Raw genomic sequence first — 17152 nt, 5'->3', positions numbered from 1 at the left:
CTTGTGCGCGTGCCTGAAACCAGAGCGGAAGCTACCGAAATCGTTGTCCAAGGGGCACGTGAGCATAACCTGAAGAACGTCAGCGTTGAGCTGCCTCGAAACTCGTTCATCGTCTTCACCGGACTCTCCGGCTCCGGAAAGTCATCTTTGGCTTTCGACACGATCTTCGCCGAGGGCCAGAGACGCTATGTGGAATCGCTCTCGGCGTATGCCCGGCAGTTCCTGGGCCGGGTCGACAAGCCGGATATCGACTTCATTGAAGGTCTGTCACCCGCTGTCTCCATCGACCAGAAGTCGACCTCCCGCAACCCACGGTCCACTGTGGGAACCGTCACCGAAATTCACGATTACCTGCGCCTCCTATGGGCGCGCATAGGAGTGCCGCACTGCCCCGAGTGTGGGGAGAAGATTGATCGGCAGACTCCCCAGCAGATTGTGGACCAGGTGCTCAGCTTTCCGGAGGGCACGCGTTTTCAGGTCCTCGCGCCGGTGGTTCGCGAGCGAAAAGGGGAGTTCAAGGATCTGTTCCGGGAGTTGGCGGGCGCCGGGTTCTCCCGCGCCGTCGTCGATGGAGATCTGGTTCAGCTCAACGATCCGCCCACCCTGGAGAAGCAGTACAAGCACTCTGTCGAAGTGGTCATCGACCGGCTTGTCATCCGAGAGGGCATGCGGCAGCGGCTCACGGACTCTGTCGAGACCGCGCTCAAACAGGCTGCGGGACGAGTGGTGATCGACATGGTCGATCTCGACGCCGCAGGCGAGCCTGCTGACCCTTCGCGTGTGCCCGAAGGGCTGACCGGACCCAAGTTCCGCACATTTAGCGAAAACTTGGCGTGCCCCAATGAACACCCACTTCCCATTGATGAGATCGAGCCGCGCACGTTCAGCTTCAACTCCCCATTCGGCGCCTGCGATGTCTGCTCCGGCATCGGCTCTCGGTTAGAGGTGGACCCGGATCTGGTGGTTCCCGACGATTCCCTCTCCATCCGCGACGGGGCGATCGCCCCGTGGGCTATGGGCGCCGAGACCAAGAAGTACTGGGTCCGGATCGTCGAAGGTCTCACCGACGAGCTGAAGTTCTCCATCAGCACACCGTGGCGGGACCTCACCCCAAAAGTGCAGAAGGCGCTTCTGCGGGGACGCAACTTCAAGGTCAAAGTGTCCTACCGCAACCGCTGGGGGCGAGAGCGTCGCTATACGAGCGGCTTCGAGGGCGTCTTGGCGTATATCGAGCGCAAGCACGAAGAGGTCGAATCGGACAATGCGCGGGACAGGTACGAACAGTACATGAGGCAGACACCCTGTCCGGCCTGCGCCGGCCAGCGGCTCAACCCGGCTGTGCTGTCAGTGCTTGTGGACGGTCGTTCGATCGCCGAGGTCGCTAGGCTGCCGCTGGACGAATGCGCGGCATTCTTCGGCAGCCTGGAGCTCTCTGCCAGGGATGCCAAGATCGCGGATCAGGTGCTGAAGGAAATCGACGCCCGCCTGCAGTTTCTCCTCGATGTGGGTCTGAGTTATCTGAACTTGGAGCGCGCTGCCGGAACCCTCTCCGGGGGTGAGGCCCAACGCATCCGACTCGCCACCCAGATCGGCTCCGGGTTGGTCGGTGTGCTGTATGTGCTCGACGAGCCCTCAATAGGCCTCCACCAGCGGGACAATGCCCGACTTATCCAGACACTCACTCGGCTGCGGGACCTCGGTAATACGCTCATCGTGGTCGAACACGACGAAGAGACCATTGCCGAAGCTGATTGGATCGTCGACATCGGCCCCGGCGCGGGAGAACGCGGCGGCAACATCGTCCACTCCGGTTCTGTGGCGGGGTTGCGGGCCAATGAGGACTCCATCACCGGTGACTACCTTGCCGGACGGCGGACCATTTCGGTGCCCGTCGAACGCCGTCCCATTGACCACGAGCGGAAACTGCGGATTGTGGAGGCAGAGGAAAACAATCTCACCAACGTCAGCGTCGACATCCCCCTGGGAGTATTCCTCGCGGTGACGGGGGTATCTGGCTCGGGGAAGTCCACACTTATCAATGAGATTCTGTCGAAGGCGCTGGCTAATCGTCTCAACAAAGCGCGCCAAGTTCCGGGGCGCCACCGTCGCATCGACGGCATCGCCGACCATCTTGACAAAATCATCCAGGTGGACCAAAGCCCCATCGGACGTACTCCTCGGTCCAACCCCGCCACGTACACGGGGGTGTTCGACCACATCCGAAAACTCTTCGCCTCAACGCCCGAGGCCAAGACACGCGGTTACCAGCCTGGCCGGTTCAGCTTCAATATCAAGGGCGGACGCTGCGAGGCGTGCTCGGGCGACGGCACCCTCAAGATTGAGATGAACTTCCTGCCTGACGTCTATGTTCCCTGCGAAGTTTGCCATGGGGCTCGCTACAATCGAGAAACCCTGGAGATCCTTTATAAGGGAAAATCGATCGCTGATGTGCTGGACATGCCTATCGAGGTTGCAGCGGACTTCTTCTCGGCTTTCGCGCCCATCGCGCGGCATCTCAACACCTTGGTTGAAGTCGGCTTGGGTTATGTGCGCCTTGGTCAGTCAGCCACGACGCTCTCCGGAGGGGAGGCCCAACGCGTGAAGCTCGCCTCCGAACTGCAGAAGCGTTCTAATGGTAGGTCCATTTATGTCCTGGACGAGCCCACGACAGGACTGCACTTCGAGGACATTCGAAAATTGCTCGGTGTACTCCAGGGCCTGGTGGACAAAGGCAATACCGTGCTGACTATTGAGCACAATCTGGACGTGGTTAAGTCAGCAGACTGGGTGATCGATCTCGGACCCGAAGGAGGCTCCGGCGGGGGTAGGATCATCGCCGAAGGCGTCCCGGAGTCCCTCGCTGAGAATTATGCCTCCACCGGCTCGCACACTGGGAAGTTTCTAGCGTCACTGCTCTGAACGGCCCTTGTACGCCGCACAGTTGCTAAGCTCTTTTGCGATGAACACCGTACCGGAACCACCAGCCACGGCCGCACTCGTCGAAGGGCGCACAGTGGCCCAGGAGAACATTCGCCGACTCGGCGGACGCACCCTGCGGCTGCTTTGCAGACCGACGGTCGAAGGTTTGGAGCACGTCCCCGACACCGGTGGGTTCATCGTCGCCTCCAACCACCTGAGCTTCTTGGACTCAGTACTGATGCAGGGGATCTTTCCCAGGGCGGTGAGTTTCTTCGCCAAAGCCGAGTACTTCACGCAACCTGGTCTGCGCGGCAAGGGCATGCGCTTCTTCTTCGAGTCCTTCGGCTCAGTGCCGGTGGACCGTGATCGCCAGTCCGGGGCGGTGGAGGCGCTCTTCGGACTGACGTCCATTATCAATGCAGGACACGGGGTGGGCATCTACCCAGAGGGCACCCGCAGTCGTGATGGGCGGCTCTACCGAGGCAAGAACGGAGTCGGTTGGCTAGCCTTGGCCACCGGAGCACCGGTCATCCCGGTGGGTTTGCGCGGCACCGAGAAGCTCCAGCCGCCGGGCAAGAATATGATGCGTCCGGCCAAGTTTGAGATGCGAGTCGGTGCACCGCTGCAGTTCGACAAGCTGGGGGAGAAGCACTCCATGAAGCCGCGCAAGGAAGCCACGAACGCTGTCATGGACGCTATCGCCGCGCTCTCCGGGCAGGAGCGCGTGCAAGAGTACAACACCCGGCCCACCGAACCTGACACAGATGCTGGCGGAACCACGGGAGCCGATGGCTGACCCAGCCAGCTACCGACCGAAAACCGGTGAGATCCCGACCATGCCGGGGGTGTATCGGTTCATCGACACTCACGGCCGCGTGGTCTATGTAGGTAAGGCAAAGAATCTTCGGTCCCGGCTGAACTCCTACTTCGCCTCCGTGCACCAGTTGCATCCCAAGACGTACGCGATGGTGCATGCTGCGGCATCTGTGGAGTGGACCGTGGTCGGCTCCGAGCTGGAGGCCATCCAGCTCGAGTACACCTGGATCAAGCAGCATACGCCGCGGTTCAACATCATGTACCGCGACGACAAGTCTTACCCATATCTCGCAGTGACCATGAATGAGAAGGTCCCCAGGGTCCAGGTGATGCGCGGGGACAAGAAGCCCGGAGTCAAGTACTTCGGCCCCTTCTACCCCGCCAAAGCAATCCGAGACACCGTAGACACCATGCTGCGTGTCTTCCCCGTCCGATCCTGCTCGGCTGGTGTCTACAGGCGAGCTGAAGCCGCGGGGCGCCCCTGTCTGCTCGGCTACATTGACAAGTGCTCCGCACCCTGTGTGGGAAGCATCTCGGTGGAGGACCACCGAAAGCTTGCGCAGGAGTTCGTCGATGTGATGGCCGGACGCCCAGGCCCGCACATCAGACGGATCGAGACGCAGATGAAGCAGGCTGTCGCGGAGCTGCGGTATGAGGACGCTGCCCGGCACCGCGACGAGCTTCAGGCGATCCAAAGAGTGTTCGAGCGCAATGCAGTGGTGCTCGCCGACGAGACCGACGCCGACATCTTTGCCTTCGCCCAGGATGAACTGGAGGCCAGCGCCCAGGTGTTTCACGTGCGGCAGGGCCGCATTCGTGGGCAGCGGGGGTGGATCTCGGAGAAAGTGGAGGAGATCGACGACGCCGGAATGGTAGAGCAGCTCGTCCTGCAGATTTATGGGGATATGGCTGACTCCGAACGTATGCCGCGGGAGGTCCTGGTGCCAGCGGTCCCGGAGAATCGCGTCGAGCTGACTCAGTGGCTCTCTGCGCGGCGTGGGGCAGCTGTGGACCTTCGCGTGCCCCAGCGAGGAGACAAGGCCGCTCTTCTGGAGACGGTGCGGGAAAATGCGGAACAGGCGCTGAGTCTGCACAAAGCTCGCAGGTCCAGCGATATCACCACACGCTCCGCGGCCCTGCGCGAACTTCAGGAGCAGCTGGGACTCGCTGAGCCGCTGCTGCGCATTGAATGCTTCGACATCTCTCACACCGGCGGCACCAATGTGGTCGCCTCCATGGTGGTTCTGGAGGACGGACTGCCCAAGAAGAAGGACTACCGGCGCTTCAGCATTCGCGGAGAAGCGTCGCGTGACGATACCTCCGCAATGTATGACGTGCTCACTCGGAGGTTCAGAAAGTATCTGCAGGAGTCGGCTGACCTCGATGTCGACGATCCCGGAAAGTTCGCCTACCCGCCGAGCTTGGTGGTGGTTGATGGCGGTCAGCCTCAAGTCTCAGCTGCGCGGCGCGCGCTGGACGACTTGGGCCTTACCGACATGCCAGTAGTGGGTCTGGCGAAGCGACTCGAGGAGGTCTGGGTCGCTGAGGACACCTTCCCCTTGGTGCTGCCGAGAACCTCCGAGGCGCTCTATATGCTTCAGCGCATCCGGGACGAAGCGCACCGGTTCGCCATCGCCTATCACCGGTCGACCAGGTCCAAAAAGATGACAGCCTCGGCCCTGGATGATGTGCCTGGTCTCGGACCCAAACGGCGCGCCGCCGTCGTCGCTCATTTCGGATCGGTGGCAAATCTCACGAAGGCGACCCCTGAGGAGATCGCGGAAGTCCCCGGCTTGGGTCTGGAGACGGCCCAAAAGATTCTTCAGCACCTGCGGGGAGACGAGCCGGCGCAGTAGGGTGGACCTATGAGTGACCTTTCACCGGTGAAACCTCCCGAGAACGAACTGCTGATTCTCACCGGCATGTCGGGTGCCGGCCGCACTACGGCGGCCCACGCATTGGAAGACATGGGTTGGTACGTGGTGGAAGGCCTGCCGCCGGAGCTGATCTCTACAATGATGGACCTCGTCGCGCGCAATCCCGGATCGGTGGAGAGGTTGGCGGTCGTACTCGACGCTCGAAGCCGCGGGCTCTACAGCTCGATGCAGGAAGGCCTGGCCCAAGTCTCTGCGGCGGGCATCAATTACCGGGTGCTGTACCTAGAGGCGAGTGATGAGCTCCTGGTGCGCCGGTTCGAGCAGGGTCGCCGTCCGCATCCGCTGCAGGGGGAGGGCCGCATTCTCGACGGCATCCGCGCGGAACGTGAGCTGCTTGCCCCCGTGCAGGAACAGGCCGACATCGTTATCGACACCACTGAACTCAACGTTCATGGGCTGGCGAACACCATTAATGAGCTGTTCAACGATGACGGCCCCATCACTTTACGACTGAACGTGATGAGTTTCGGCTTCAAGTACGGGGTCCCCGCTGACGCCAATTACGTCGCCGACGTCAGATTCATTCCTAATCCGCATTGGGTTCCTGAACTGCGGCCGCTGACTGGGCAGAACGCCAGGGTTCGAGACTACGTCCTGGAGAATGAGGGTGCCGGAGAGTTCGTGGACCGCTACGTGGAAGCACTGAAACCGGTGTTGGACGGTTACCGGCGGGAGAACAAACATTACGCGACCCTGGCGGTGGGCTGCACTGGTGGCAAGCACCGCTCGGTGGCCATCAGTGAGGAGCTGGCCCGTCGGCTGGCTCAGCTGCCGAATGTCACTGTCAATGTCGTCCATCGCGATCTCGGACGCGAATAGTTGATGGCTGATGGCTGATACGCAATGAACCACATGACCGGGCCCGTGCCGACGTTGAGCACTCAGCCCATGATCCCACCGATGAACCGGAGCACCTTTCGGGTGACCGCGCTGGGTGGTGGCCACGGCCTTTCCGCCACGCTGAAAGCCCTCCGCATTGTGGCGGCGGAGCACCTGACCGCGATCTGCACGGTTGCCGACGACGGGGGCTCGTCGGGGCGGCTGCGGAAGGATATGGATGTACTGCCTCCCGGAGACCTCCGTATGGCGCTGACGGCTCTCTGCGACGACACCGACTGGGGCCGGACATGGGCTGATGTGATGCAGCACCGGTTCAGGTCCAAGGCGGGCATCTCCGGGAGTCTCGACGACCACGCCATGGGCAATCTGCTGATCGTGGCGCTGTGGGAGCTCCTGGGAGACTCTGTGGATGGGCTCCGCTGGGCTGGTGCACTGCTCGGGGCTCGCGGCCAGGTGCTTCCGATGTCCCGCACACCTCTGTCGCTGTCCGGCATGGTCCATCCCAAGGATGGTGGGCGGGCAGTGCGCATGACCTCCCAAGCCGATATCGCCCGCGCAGGCAGCCTCGGCAGGCTGACCGACCTTCAACTCGATCCGCAGGACGCAGAGCCCTGCCTAGAAGCAGTGACCTCCATCGAACTCGCGGACTGGGTGGTCTTCGGCCCCGGCTCCTGGTACACCTCGGTGCTGCCCCACCTCCTCTTGGATGGGCTTCGCATCGCGCTGGGCGAAACGGAGGCCAAGCGATGCATCGTGATGAATCTGAAGCCTGACACCGCCGAGACCTCAGGCATGAGTCCGGCAGATCACCTCAACGTGATTGCCGAGTACGCTCCCGGGCTCCGGATTGACTCGGTGATAGCGGATCCACGCGCTGTCGCCCGTCCCGAGCGGGAGGACTTCGAGCGGTCTGCCGCCAATCTGGGCGCCACGATCACCTATGGTCACGTCCGGCGCGAAGCTCAGCAGGACGTACACGATCCGCTGCGCCTGGCCATCTCGTTCAGCGAGGTGTTCCACGCCTGAGATCCTGAGATACTATTGCGCACGCTCCAGCGCACCAGCCGACCCGAACCACACATGAGGACCAGATAACAATGGCGCTGACCGAATCGGTCAAGAATGAACTCTCCCGAGTGGAGGTCTTCACCACCTCCCAACGCAAGGCTGAGATTTCTGCCATGCTCCGCTTCTCCGGCGGTCTGCACGTCATCTCGCGCCGAATTGTCATCGAAGCGGAGTTGGACCACGCGCACACAGCCAGGAGGCTTCGCGCTGGGCTCGGTGAGGTCTACGGCCATGGCTGTGAGGTCATCGTTGTCTCTGGAAACGGGCTCAAGCGCGGTTCCCGATACGTGGTTCGTGTGGTCCGCGACGGCGACGCTCTGGCTCGCCAAACAGGCCTGTTAGATGGTCGTGGACGGCCGGTGCGAGGGCTCCCCGCCGTCATTGTCAACGGATCGGTTGCCGACGCCGTGGCGGCCTGGCGCGGCGCTTTTCTCGCCCACGGGTCACTCACAGAGCCTGGCCGATCATGCTCCCTGGAGGTCACCTGTCCCGGATCTGAGGCTGCGCTGGCGCTGGTCGGGGCCGCTCGTCGGTTGGACATCCTCGCGAAGGCGCGGGAGGTCCGCAACGCCGATCGGGTGGTGATCCGCGACGCTGAATCGATCGCTAAGCTCCTGACTGCAATGGGCGCCCATAAGACGCTGGAGGTGTGGGAGGAACGTCGGCAGCGTCGTGAGCATCGCGCCTCCGCCAACCGGTTGGCCAACTTCGATGACGCCAATCTGCGGCGCTCAGCCCAGGCAGCAGTCGCTGCCGGGGCCCGTGTGGAGAGGGCCTTGGAGATCCTCGGTGATGAGGTTCCAGAACACCTCGAGTACGCAGGAAAGTTGCGTCTGCAGCACAAACAGGCTTCGTTGGACGAGCTCGGCAGACTGGCCGAACCGGCTATGACCAAGGACGCTGTGGCCGGACGGATCCGCCGGCTGCTGGCGATGGCGGACAAGCTCGCGGAGGACAAAGGCATCCCAGGCACTGACGCTCACGTGACCGACGACATGCTCGACAGTTGAGCCTCCGGCCGTGAACCGTGGCAGATGGTTCCTCCATTGGTGAACAGAGCCTGTCACACGGCTTCACCCCCTTCATCGCAGAGCACTGGCGGCATAGGATGAATCTGCAGCGAGGCAGCGACCTCGGAATCCCTGTCACAAGGAGGAACGCATGGCTGAGTACACCCTTCCTGAGCTCGACTACGACTACGGTGCTCTGGAGCCGCACATTTCCGGCCGCATCATGGAGCTTCACCACTCCAAGCATCACAACACCTACGTCGGTGGTGCCAACACCGCTCTGGAGAAGCTGGCCGAGGCTCGCGACAAGGGCGACTACGCCACGACCCCCAAGCTGCTGAAAGACTTGCAGTTCAACCTCGGTGGTCATACCAACCACTCGATCTTCTGGAAGAACCTGACCCCCAATGGACAGGGTCGCCCAGAAGGTGAATTGGCAGCTGCCATTGATGAGTACTTCGGAGGCTTTGAGAAGTTCCAGGAGCAGTTCACCCAGGCCGCGCTGACGATTCAGGGTTCGGGTTGGGCTCTGTTGGCCTTTGAGCCCATGGGCGGGAACCTAGTCATTGAGCAGTTCTATGACCAGCAGAACGGTATCCCGGTGGCCACCACACCCCTGCTGATGCTGGATATGTGGGAGCACGCGTTCTACCTCGACTACCAGAACGTCAAGCCTGACTACGTCAAGGCCTGGTGGAACATCGTCAACTGGGACGACGTCGCCGCCCGCCTCGAAGCCGCCCGCGCCGGGGCAGCAACTCTCGTCACGCCATAGTTGAGAAATGTGATGAAGACGACGCCGCGGCGTCTCGCCTATGACACAATAGGCTGAAGAAAACTGAACACGTTCTGCAGATACACCTGAGAACAACGAAGTTGTTGGGGGTCAGCAGCGCTGGAGAAAGAATCCGGCGCCGCTGATCCCCAACCTGTTTCTCGGCACTTTTTAGCTGGATTTGGTGGATGCAGACGCCCTCGAGCCGGAAACGGAAGGAAGAACTATGGCGACGAAGATCGCAATCAACGGATTCGGACGCATCGGACGCAATGTGCTGCGTGTGCTGGAGGACCAGGGATCCGATCTGGAGCTCGTTGCGATCAACGACCTAGCCGATCCGGCAGCGTTGGTGAACCTGACGAAGTACGACTCTATTCTGGGGCGCTTCCCCGGCGAGGTGACCTTGCAGGGCGACAGTCTCGTGATCGGTGCCCGTCGCATCAAGCTGCTTTCTGAACGAGACCCATCTCATCTGCCGTGGGGTGAGCTTGGCGTAGACATCGTGATCGAGTGCACCGGATTCTTCGCCACCAAGGAGTCAGCCGGCAAACACCTCGAGGCTGGCGCCAAGAAGGTGATCATCTCTGCACCGGGCAAGGGTGTCGACGGCACATTCGTGCCCGGCATCAACGAGGACACCTACGACCCCGGCCAGCACACCGTAATCTCCAACGCGTCGTGCACGACGAACTGCTTGGCGCCACTGGTCAAGGTGCTCAACGATGAGTTCGGCATTGTGGAAGGCCTGATGACCACAGTCCATGCCTACACCGGTGATCAGCGCCTCCACGATGCTCCGCACTCGGACGCCCGGCGTGCCCGCGCCGCTGCGAACAATATGGTGCCCACCTCCACGGGAGCGGCAGCGGCCATCGGCGCTGTGCTCCCCGATGTCGACGGCAAGCTTGATGGTTTCGCCGTCCGCGTCCCAGTGATCACGGGATCCGGCACAGACCTCACCGTGACGGTCGCCAAAGACGGAGTCACCACAGAGGAAGTCAACGACGCTTTCAAACGCGCTGCCGAGGGGCCCATGGCTGGGGCCCTGGCCTACAACGAAGACCCCATCGTGTCCTCCGACATTGTCGGAGACCCACACGCCTCAATCTTCGACGCACCACTGACCAAAGTCATCGGTCACACCGTGAAAGTGTTCGCCTGGTACGACAATGAGTACGGTTACTCTTCACGGCTGGTGAAGCTGACCGAGCACGTTGCCAGTAAACTCTGAAGAGAGCGAGCCGGGGCCCCGGTTCAGCGCGACGCGATGAGAAGGGAAAGCTCGCGACATATGACTGCTTCGACTCTCGATGATCTGTTGGCTCAGGGTGTCTCCGGCCGCACCGTCCTGGTTCGATCGGATCTCAATGTGCCGCTGACACAGGGCTCTGTGGGTGACGACGGTCGGATTCGCGCCTCATTGCCGGTGTTGGAGAAGCTCGCCGAAGCCGGAGCCAGGGTCTTGGTCACCGCCCATCTGGGCAGACCCAAGGGTGAACCCAACCCTGAGTTCTCGCTCGCGCCGGTGGCTGCCTGTATGAATGACCTCTCTCGCGTGTCGGTCAATCACGCGGAGGATCTGGTCGGCCCTGAGGCCCGCGCCGCGGTGGCCGACCTCAGGGAGGGTGAGATCCTCCTGCTTGAAAACGTCCGGTTCGACGCTCGTGAGACCTCTAAGGATGATTCCGCCCGAGGGGAGCTCGCCGGGGAGCTCGCCGCACTGACCGGGAAGGACGGGGCCTTTGTCAATGATGCCTTCGGCGCAGTGCACCGCAAACACGCTTCTGTCTACGACATCGCCCAGAAGTTACCGGCTTACCAGGGAGACCTTGTGGCCACTGAGCTCGAGGTGCTGACTAGACTCACACGCTCTCCCCAGCGCCCGTACACGGTGGTTCTGGGAGGCTCAAAGGTGTCGGACAAGATCGCCGTGATCGAGAATCTCATTCCCAAAGCGGACAGCCTCATCATCGGAGGCGGGATGGTGTTCACGCTTGCGAAAGCCATCATGGGTTACGGAATCGGAAAGTCACTGGTCGAGACAGATCTGCTGACCGATGAGTCCGTCACAGGACTCATGACGTTGGCGGAGCAGCATGACACTAAGATCCTCTTCCCCACCGACATCGTCATGGCGTCCCGCTTTTCTGAAGATGCCGAGCACGAGGTCCGCCCCCTCGATGCACTCGAGTCGGGCACCTACGGTGCTGACGCGTTGGGTCTTGACATCGGTCCGGAATCTGCCGCGCTCTTCGCCGCGGAGATTGCACGCTCCCGGACAGTGTTCTGGAATGGCCCTATGGGGGTGTTCGAAATGGAGGCGTTCGCCCGCGGGACTGCGGCGGTCGCTCGGGCGCTCACCGAGACCAGCGGATTTACCGTGGTGGGCGGCGGGGATTCTGCGGCCGCAGTGCGGGCATTGGGATTCGACGAATCCCTGTTCGGACACATCTCCACTGGAGGCGGTGCATCTCTGGAGTACCTTGAGGGGAAGAACCTGCCTGGAATCGACGCTTTAGGAGCAGCATGACCACCACACGGAACGGCGCTTTCGTTCGCCGCCCGCTGATAGCTGGCAACTGGAAAATGAACATGGACCATATTCAGGCCATCGCTCTGGTGCAGAAACTGGCGTGGACCCTCGAAGACGCCGGGCACGACTATGACCGCGTCGAAGTGTCTGTGTTTCCACCGTTCACCGATCTGCGCAGCGTCCAAACGCTGGTCGCCGGCGATAAGCTCTCACTCGCTTACGGGGCGCAGGATATTTCTCCAGAGGACTCTGGGGCTTACACCGGCGACGTTCCGGGCGGCTTTCTCGCCAAGCTTGGCTGCACCCAGGTGCTCGTCGGGCACTCCGAACGCCGCGAGGTCCACCACGAAGGCGATGATGTGATTCACGCCAAGATCGCCGCTGCACTGCGCCACGGGCTGGCCCCGCTGCTGTGTGTGGGGGAGGGCCTGGAGGTTCGCGAGGCAGGGGAGCATGTGACCCACACGTTGTTACAGGTGGAGGCGGCCCTGAAGGGATTCACCTCTGAGCAACTGAGCAATTTGGTGATCGCTTACGAACCGGTCTGGGCCATCGGCACAGGAAAGACCGCCGGACCGGAGGACGCCCAAGAGCTGGCCCAGGCCATCCGGTCCAGGTTAGCGGACCTCTACAGTCCTGCATTCGCCGATTCAGTCCGGCTGCTCTACGGAGGCTCAGTGAAGTCCAGCAATGTGGCTTCTATCCTTGACGGTTCGGACGTCGACGGCGCGCTGGTTGGGGGAGCGTCTTTGGACGCAGAGGAGTTCGCCAAAATCGCCCAATTCGAAAAGCACATCAAGGCATAGTTGTCAGGTGAGTCCTGCTAGGCTGGTAGCCGCGCAAATCTGCTGAACGTCCACGAAAGGCCACATGTGACTGCAATGACCATCGGGCTTCAGGTCGCCCTATTGGTGATCAGCCTGTTACTGATTCTGCTGATCCTGCTGCACAAGGGGCGTGGCGGCGGCATGTCTGACATGTTCGGCGGAGGCATCACCTCATCGCTGGGATCCTCCGGTGTGGCCGAGCGGAACCTCACTAGGCTCACGATCGTGCTTGGAATAGTCTGGGGCCTGATCATCGTGACCCTCGCACTGCTCATCCAGACTACCGGCTCCTGGTAAGGCCTCGGCTCAGCGCTGCTGGAGCTGCTCCGCGGCGGCGTGGTCCACATGCCAGATCGTCTCGTGGGCCCCGCGCGCATTAGCAGCAGGAACCCCCGACACATCTTTTGGGTCAGCATTGAGGGCTTGGGCCGCTGCCTCAGCTTTGTCCGATCCTGTGACCGCTGTCCACACTCGTCTGGCTGTGTGAATACTGTCGAAAGTCATAGTGACCCGTAAGGGCGGCCCCAGTTCCTGCGGAGCGTCGTCTTCGCCAGTGGTGCTGTGTCCCACCACAGTAAGTGACTCCTTGCCGGGAAAGAGGCTGTTGATGTGACCATCGGGCCCCACCCCAAGGAGCATGACCTCGAATACCGGCATATTGAGATTTCCATGCGGGCCCGGAACTCCACCTTCGGGTGCGAAGCTCTCCAGCGCCTGAGCGTACATCTCGGCGCCGGCAGTCGGATGTGCGGCGTCTTCGGAAGTAGGCATCGGGTGGATGTTCTGCTCAGGGAGTCCATGATCAGCCACGAGGGTATCCAGCAGCGCATCCCGCGCCTGCGTCTCGTTACGCTCCGCATCACCGCGCGGCAGAAGCCTCTCGTCCCCCCACCAGAAGTGGACTGCTGTCCAGTCGGGGACGGAGGTGTTGCCGCGCCCGACCAGATCCTTCACGGCTTTGAGGACTGCGATCCCGGCACCGCCACCAGTCAGGGAGATGTGAGCGGTGGTCCTGGTCTCCAGAGCCTCCGTAAGGACCCTGAGGAGCTTTTCGGCGATCGCCTCGGTGACTGCGCGCCGATCTTCAAAGATCTCGACCTGCGGATCTGCCGTGTGAGTGTTGATTCTGATTCCCATGGCACCAATCTTATTTGCTGGACGTCTGTATGCTTCCGCGTGTCAGGCTATGGACTCTGACTTAGGGGACCCTCCATGACCGGCCGTCGCGGCTCAGAAGTTGGTGAGCAGAGTCGGGTCCCCATGAACCTGGACTGTAAGGTTCAGGCTGTTCATCCATAGCTTCCCAGCGCTGGATGAACGGGTCGAGAATCCGCCAGGAAAGCTCAACCTCTCGGTGCCGGGGAAACAGCGGCGGCTCACCCAGCAGGACATCGAGGATAAGTCGCTCATAGGCTTCGGGGGACTCCTCAGTGAAGGACCGTCCGTAGCTGAAGTCCATGTCCACATCACGGATGTCCATACCTGTGCCTGGGACCTTGGACGCCAGTCTCAGCGTGGCACCTTCGTTGGGCTGAATCCGAACAATCAGGGCGTTCTGACCGAACTGGTTCTCATCGGCTTCGGTGAACAGCAGGTTGGGTGCCCTCTTGAACAGGACGACGATCTCTGTGACGCGCTTACCCAGGCGTTTCCCGCTGCGCAGATAGAAGGGCACGCCATCCCAGCGACGGGTGTGGATGTCCAATTTGAAGGCTGCATAGGTCTCCGTGGTCGACTCTGGGTCAAAACCCTCCTCTTCCAGGAACCCCGACACCTCACTGCCGTGCTGGATCCCGGCAGCATACTGCCCACGGGCACTGGCGGCACCCAGATCTGCAGGCACGTGGACCGCCTCCAGAACCTTCTCCTTCTCGCGACGGAGATGGTCCGCGTCGAAACTGATGGGCTCTTCCATAGCGGTGAGCGCCAACAGTTGGAGCAGGTGGTTTTGGATGACGTCCCGAGCAGCGCCCACGCCGTCGTAGTAACTGGCTCTGCCTTCTATGCCGATATCCTCGGCCATGGTGATCTGGACGTGATCGATGTGCTGATTGTTCCACAGTGGTTCGAACAGCCGGTTTGCGAATCGCAGGGCCAAGAGATTCTGCACCGTCTCTTTGCCCAGATAGTGATCGATGCGAAAGACATCATCGGAGGCGAATACTCGCTCAACCGCCTGGTTGAGCTCATGCGCTGAACATTCATCGTGCCCGAAGGGCTTCTCAATAATGACCCGTGACCACGGGTCTTCGGGTGACTGTGAGCGACGGGCCAATCCGTGGCTGGAGAGCTTCTCGCACACGGTCTCGAAGGAATTGGGGGGAATCGAGAGGTAGAAGGCGTGGTTGCCGCCGGTGCCGCGTTCGTCCTGAAGTTCGACCAACACCTGACCCAAACGCTGATAGGCAGCGTCGTCGTCGAACCCCTCAGCGTGGATGAATCGGAGTCCGGCCGAAAGCTTCTCCCAGACTTCCTCCTGGAAGTCCGTCCGTGCACGCTCCTGAACGTGACCTTTGACCTGACGAGCAAACTCTGCATCATCCCAGTCCCGCCGACCGAAACCCACCAGGCTGAAGCTCTCCGGCAGCCGACCGCGGTTTGCGAGGTCGTAGAGTGCCGGGAGGAGCTTCTTCCGCGCAAGATCACCCGTCACACCGAACATGACCATCGCGCAGTCCCCTGCGGGGCGTGACCCGTTGCTCTGCGACCGTTGGTTCTGGGCCCCGCGCGCGAACGCGGAGGCCAGCGGGTCGCCGTGAACGCCGCTGCTCATTGGGCGAGTGTCGAGACCGCGTCGAGCACTTGACTGATCCCGGATTCACGCTCCCGCAGGTGCAGCTGCAGCACTGGCCGACCGTGGTCGGCCAGCACCTGGGCGTCACCACTGGCCTGGGCAGCAATCAGCTGGCCGAGCGAAAACGGACGGTCAGGCACTTCCAGGTCCTCGTCCGCTGAGGCAGTGATCTGCAGAAATGCCCCTACTGCGGGACCTCCCTTGTGAAACTGGCCGGTTGAGTGCAGGAACCTGGGACCCCAGCCGAACGTGACGGGCCGCCCACACAGAGCTGAAAGCTGGGGCCGGAGCTCTTCCAGACGGCTCTCAGAGACGCGGTCCAGATATGCCATGATCGCGAGGTAACCGTGGTCCGGGACTCGCTGCATCAGAGTCTCCACTGCTCCAGCAACGGTGCTCGCACCCGCGGAGAGCATGCTCGCCTCACCGAAGGCACGGATCTCCACCACGCCGTCGGTGCTGGATTCTGCCTCGGCAGGTGCGGGGGAGTCCAACAGTCCTCGTGCCGCAACTTTGGCCGACTCCACGTCCGGCTGATCGAAAGGATTGACGCCGAGCAGGGCTCCGGCCACAGCGGTGGCGACTTCCCACAGCAGAAACTGCGCCCCCAGGCTTCCACCGGTCCGCACGCCGTGCGGGGAGACCACGGTGTCTGTGGAATCGGCGTCCACTGAGGCGCCCTCTTCAGCATCAGCGTCGATGAGCTGGACTACCAGTGCGTCCTCCGCGTCGCGGGTGAGCTCCGGCTCACCGTCGGCCACGATCACCGGAAGGAGTCCAGTCCCCGCTTTGCCGGTGGACTCCGCGACCAGTTGCTCGATCCACGCTCCCAGTCCCACCAGCGGAGACCCAGCATTCGTGATCACCAGTTTGTCGCGCAACGGCAAAGTGCCGCCTAGGGCAGCACCCAGCTGCAGCCCAGGGTTGTCGGCGTCGTCTTCCGCCAGCAAGTCTGCTGCACTTTCCGCCTCATCCAAGAGACTGGCAATGTCCGACCCGGCTAGACCTGCTGGGACCAGGCCAAATGCAGTCAGCGCGGAGTAACGTCCGCCCACGGTGGGGTCGGCCTCAAAAACGGCACGGACACCCTGTTCGCGAGCCTGCTCATTCATGGGGGAGCCAGGGTCAGTGACCACCACGGTCCGGGAGAACGGGTCGATGCCAGCCTGGTCGAAGGCGTGCTGAACTATTCGCCGCTGTGAGTCAGTTTCCACGGTGGAACCGGATTTGGAGGCGACTACCAGCACTGTGCGCTCGAGCGCGGTGAGCGCGGACCGAACCTGTTTGGGGTCGGTGGAGTCCAGGACTACCAGATCCACACCGGCTGAGGCGCAGATCACCTCGGGCGCCAGCGACGAGCCTCCCATGCCAGCCAGGACCACCCGGTCTACGCCTTCGGCAGCGAGCTCCTGGCGCAGTTGGCCCACCAGTCCCACCAGCGGCCGCGCAGCTTCGAAGGGGGCGACCCAGCCAAGTCGCTTGGCGGATTCCTCCTCTGCGGCAGGTCCCCAGAGTGTGTAGTCCTGGGCCGCAAGCCGCGAAGCGAATTCATGGTCGACGAGTCCGGGAGCCTGGGCCTCGGCAGCCTCTCTTGCTGCACCTGTTAAGGTCAACGACAACGAGCTCATCT

General features: G+C 61.9%; 14 protein-coding genes. 11 read left to right on the top strand and 3 right to left on the bottom strand.

The genetic code is table 11. From position 1 onward, the window contains the following. The first annotated feature begins 9 nt into the window (after positions 1–9). The 11 genes from uvrA (at position 10) to secG (ending at position 13025) form a co-directional block, all read left to right on the top strand. Positions 10–2919, top strand: a complete 2910-nt coding sequence (gene uvrA / locus D3250_RS11050; protein WP_225973290.1) for an excinuclease ABC subunit UvrA — start codon at positions 10–12, stop codon at positions 2917–2919. Positions 2920–2959: 40 nt separating this feature from the next. Further along, the gene (locus tag D3250_RS11045) at positions 2960–3715 is read left to right on the top strand and encodes a lysophospholipid acyltransferase family protein (protein WP_119903430.1); all 756 of its coding nucleotides are present in this window, start codon (positions 2960–2962) and stop codon (positions 3713–3715) included. Beyond that, entirely contained in the window at positions 3708–5591 is a 1884-nt protein-coding gene (uvrC, locus tag D3250_RS11040) for an excinuclease ABC subunit UvrC (RefSeq protein WP_119903581.1), read from the top strand. Before D3250_RS11045 ends, uvrC begins: the two co-directional genes overlap by 8 nt. 9 nt (positions 5592–5600) lie before the next feature. Beyond that, complete coding sequence (gene rapZ, locus D3250_RS11035) at positions 5601–6491, top strand: RNase adapter RapZ (RefSeq protein WP_119903429.1); 891 nt, start codon at positions 5601–5603, stop codon at positions 6489–6491. 24 nt (positions 6492–6515) lie between these two features. Further along, on the top strand, positions 6516–7538 hold the full coding sequence (locus tag D3250_RS11030) for a gluconeogenesis factor YvcK family protein (protein WP_119903428.1): 1023 nt from the start codon (positions 6516–6518) through the stop codon (positions 7536–7538). A gap of 71 nt (positions 7539–7609) precedes the next feature. After that, complete coding sequence (gene whiA / locus D3250_RS11025; protein ID WP_119903427.1) at positions 7610–8590, top strand: DNA-binding protein WhiA; 981 nt, start codon at positions 7610–7612, stop codon at positions 8588–8590. A gap of 151 nt (positions 8591–8741) precedes the next feature. Further along, positions 8742–9365 (top strand): superoxide dismutase, encoded by a 624-nt coding sequence (locus D3250_RS11020; protein WP_119903426.1) that lies wholly within the window; start codon positions 8742–8744, stop codon positions 9363–9365. Between the two features lie 226 nt (positions 9366–9591). After that, positions 9592–10599: a type I glyceraldehyde-3-phosphate dehydrogenase gene (gap, locus tag D3250_RS11015; protein WP_119903425.1), complete on the top strand. Its 1008-nt coding sequence runs from the start codon at positions 9592–9594 to the stop codon at positions 10597–10599. A gap of 60 nt (positions 10600–10659) precedes the next feature. After that, the gene (locus tag D3250_RS11010; RefSeq protein WP_119903424.1) at positions 10660–11898 is read left to right on the top strand and encodes a phosphoglycerate kinase; all 1239 of its coding nucleotides are present in this window, start codon (positions 10660–10662) and stop codon (positions 11896–11898) included. Continuing rightward, on the top strand, positions 11895–12707 hold the full coding sequence (gene tpiA, locus D3250_RS11005; protein ID WP_119903423.1) for a triose-phosphate isomerase: 813 nt from the start codon (positions 11895–11897) through the stop codon (positions 12705–12707). The genes D3250_RS11010 and tpiA overlap by 4 nt, the downstream gene beginning before the upstream one ends. Before the next feature lie 75 nt (positions 12708–12782). Then, on the top strand, positions 12783–13025 hold the full coding sequence (secG, locus tag D3250_RS11000) for a preprotein translocase subunit SecG (protein WP_202922934.1): 243 nt from the start codon (positions 12783–12785) through the stop codon (positions 13023–13025). 9 nt (positions 13026–13034) lie between these two features. Here the strand turns inward: secG and pgl are convergent, their stop codons facing one another. The 3 genes from pgl to D3250_RS10985 all read right to left on the bottom strand — a co-directional run bounded on the left by pgl (position 13035) and on the right by D3250_RS10985 (position 17150). Further along, positions 13035–13865: a 6-phosphogluconolactonase gene (pgl, locus tag D3250_RS10995; RefSeq protein ID WP_119903421.1), complete on the bottom strand. Its 831-nt coding sequence runs from the start codon at positions 13863–13865 to the stop codon at positions 13035–13037. A 61-nt stretch (positions 13866–13926) separates the two neighbouring features. Next, entirely contained in the window at positions 13927–15396 is a 1470-nt protein-coding gene (gene zwf / locus D3250_RS10990) for a glucose-6-phosphate dehydrogenase (RefSeq protein ID WP_225973313.1), read from the bottom strand. A gap of 101 nt (positions 15397–15497) precedes the next feature. Continuing rightward, positions 15498–17150, bottom strand: a complete 1653-nt coding sequence (locus D3250_RS10985) for a phosphoglucose isomerase-related protein (protein ID WP_119903419.1) — start codon at positions 17148–17150, stop codon at positions 15498–15500. Between the last annotated feature and the right edge of the window lie 2 nt (positions 17151–17152).

It is taken from the genome of Nesterenkonia natronophila (assembly GCF_003595215.1).
GTDB lineage: Bacteria > Actinomycetota > Actinomycetes > Actinomycetales > Micrococcaceae > Nesterenkonia > Nesterenkonia natronophila.
The sequence above is the reverse complement of the archived record's forward strand: the minus strand, read 5'-3'. Positions and strand labels throughout refer to the sequence as shown.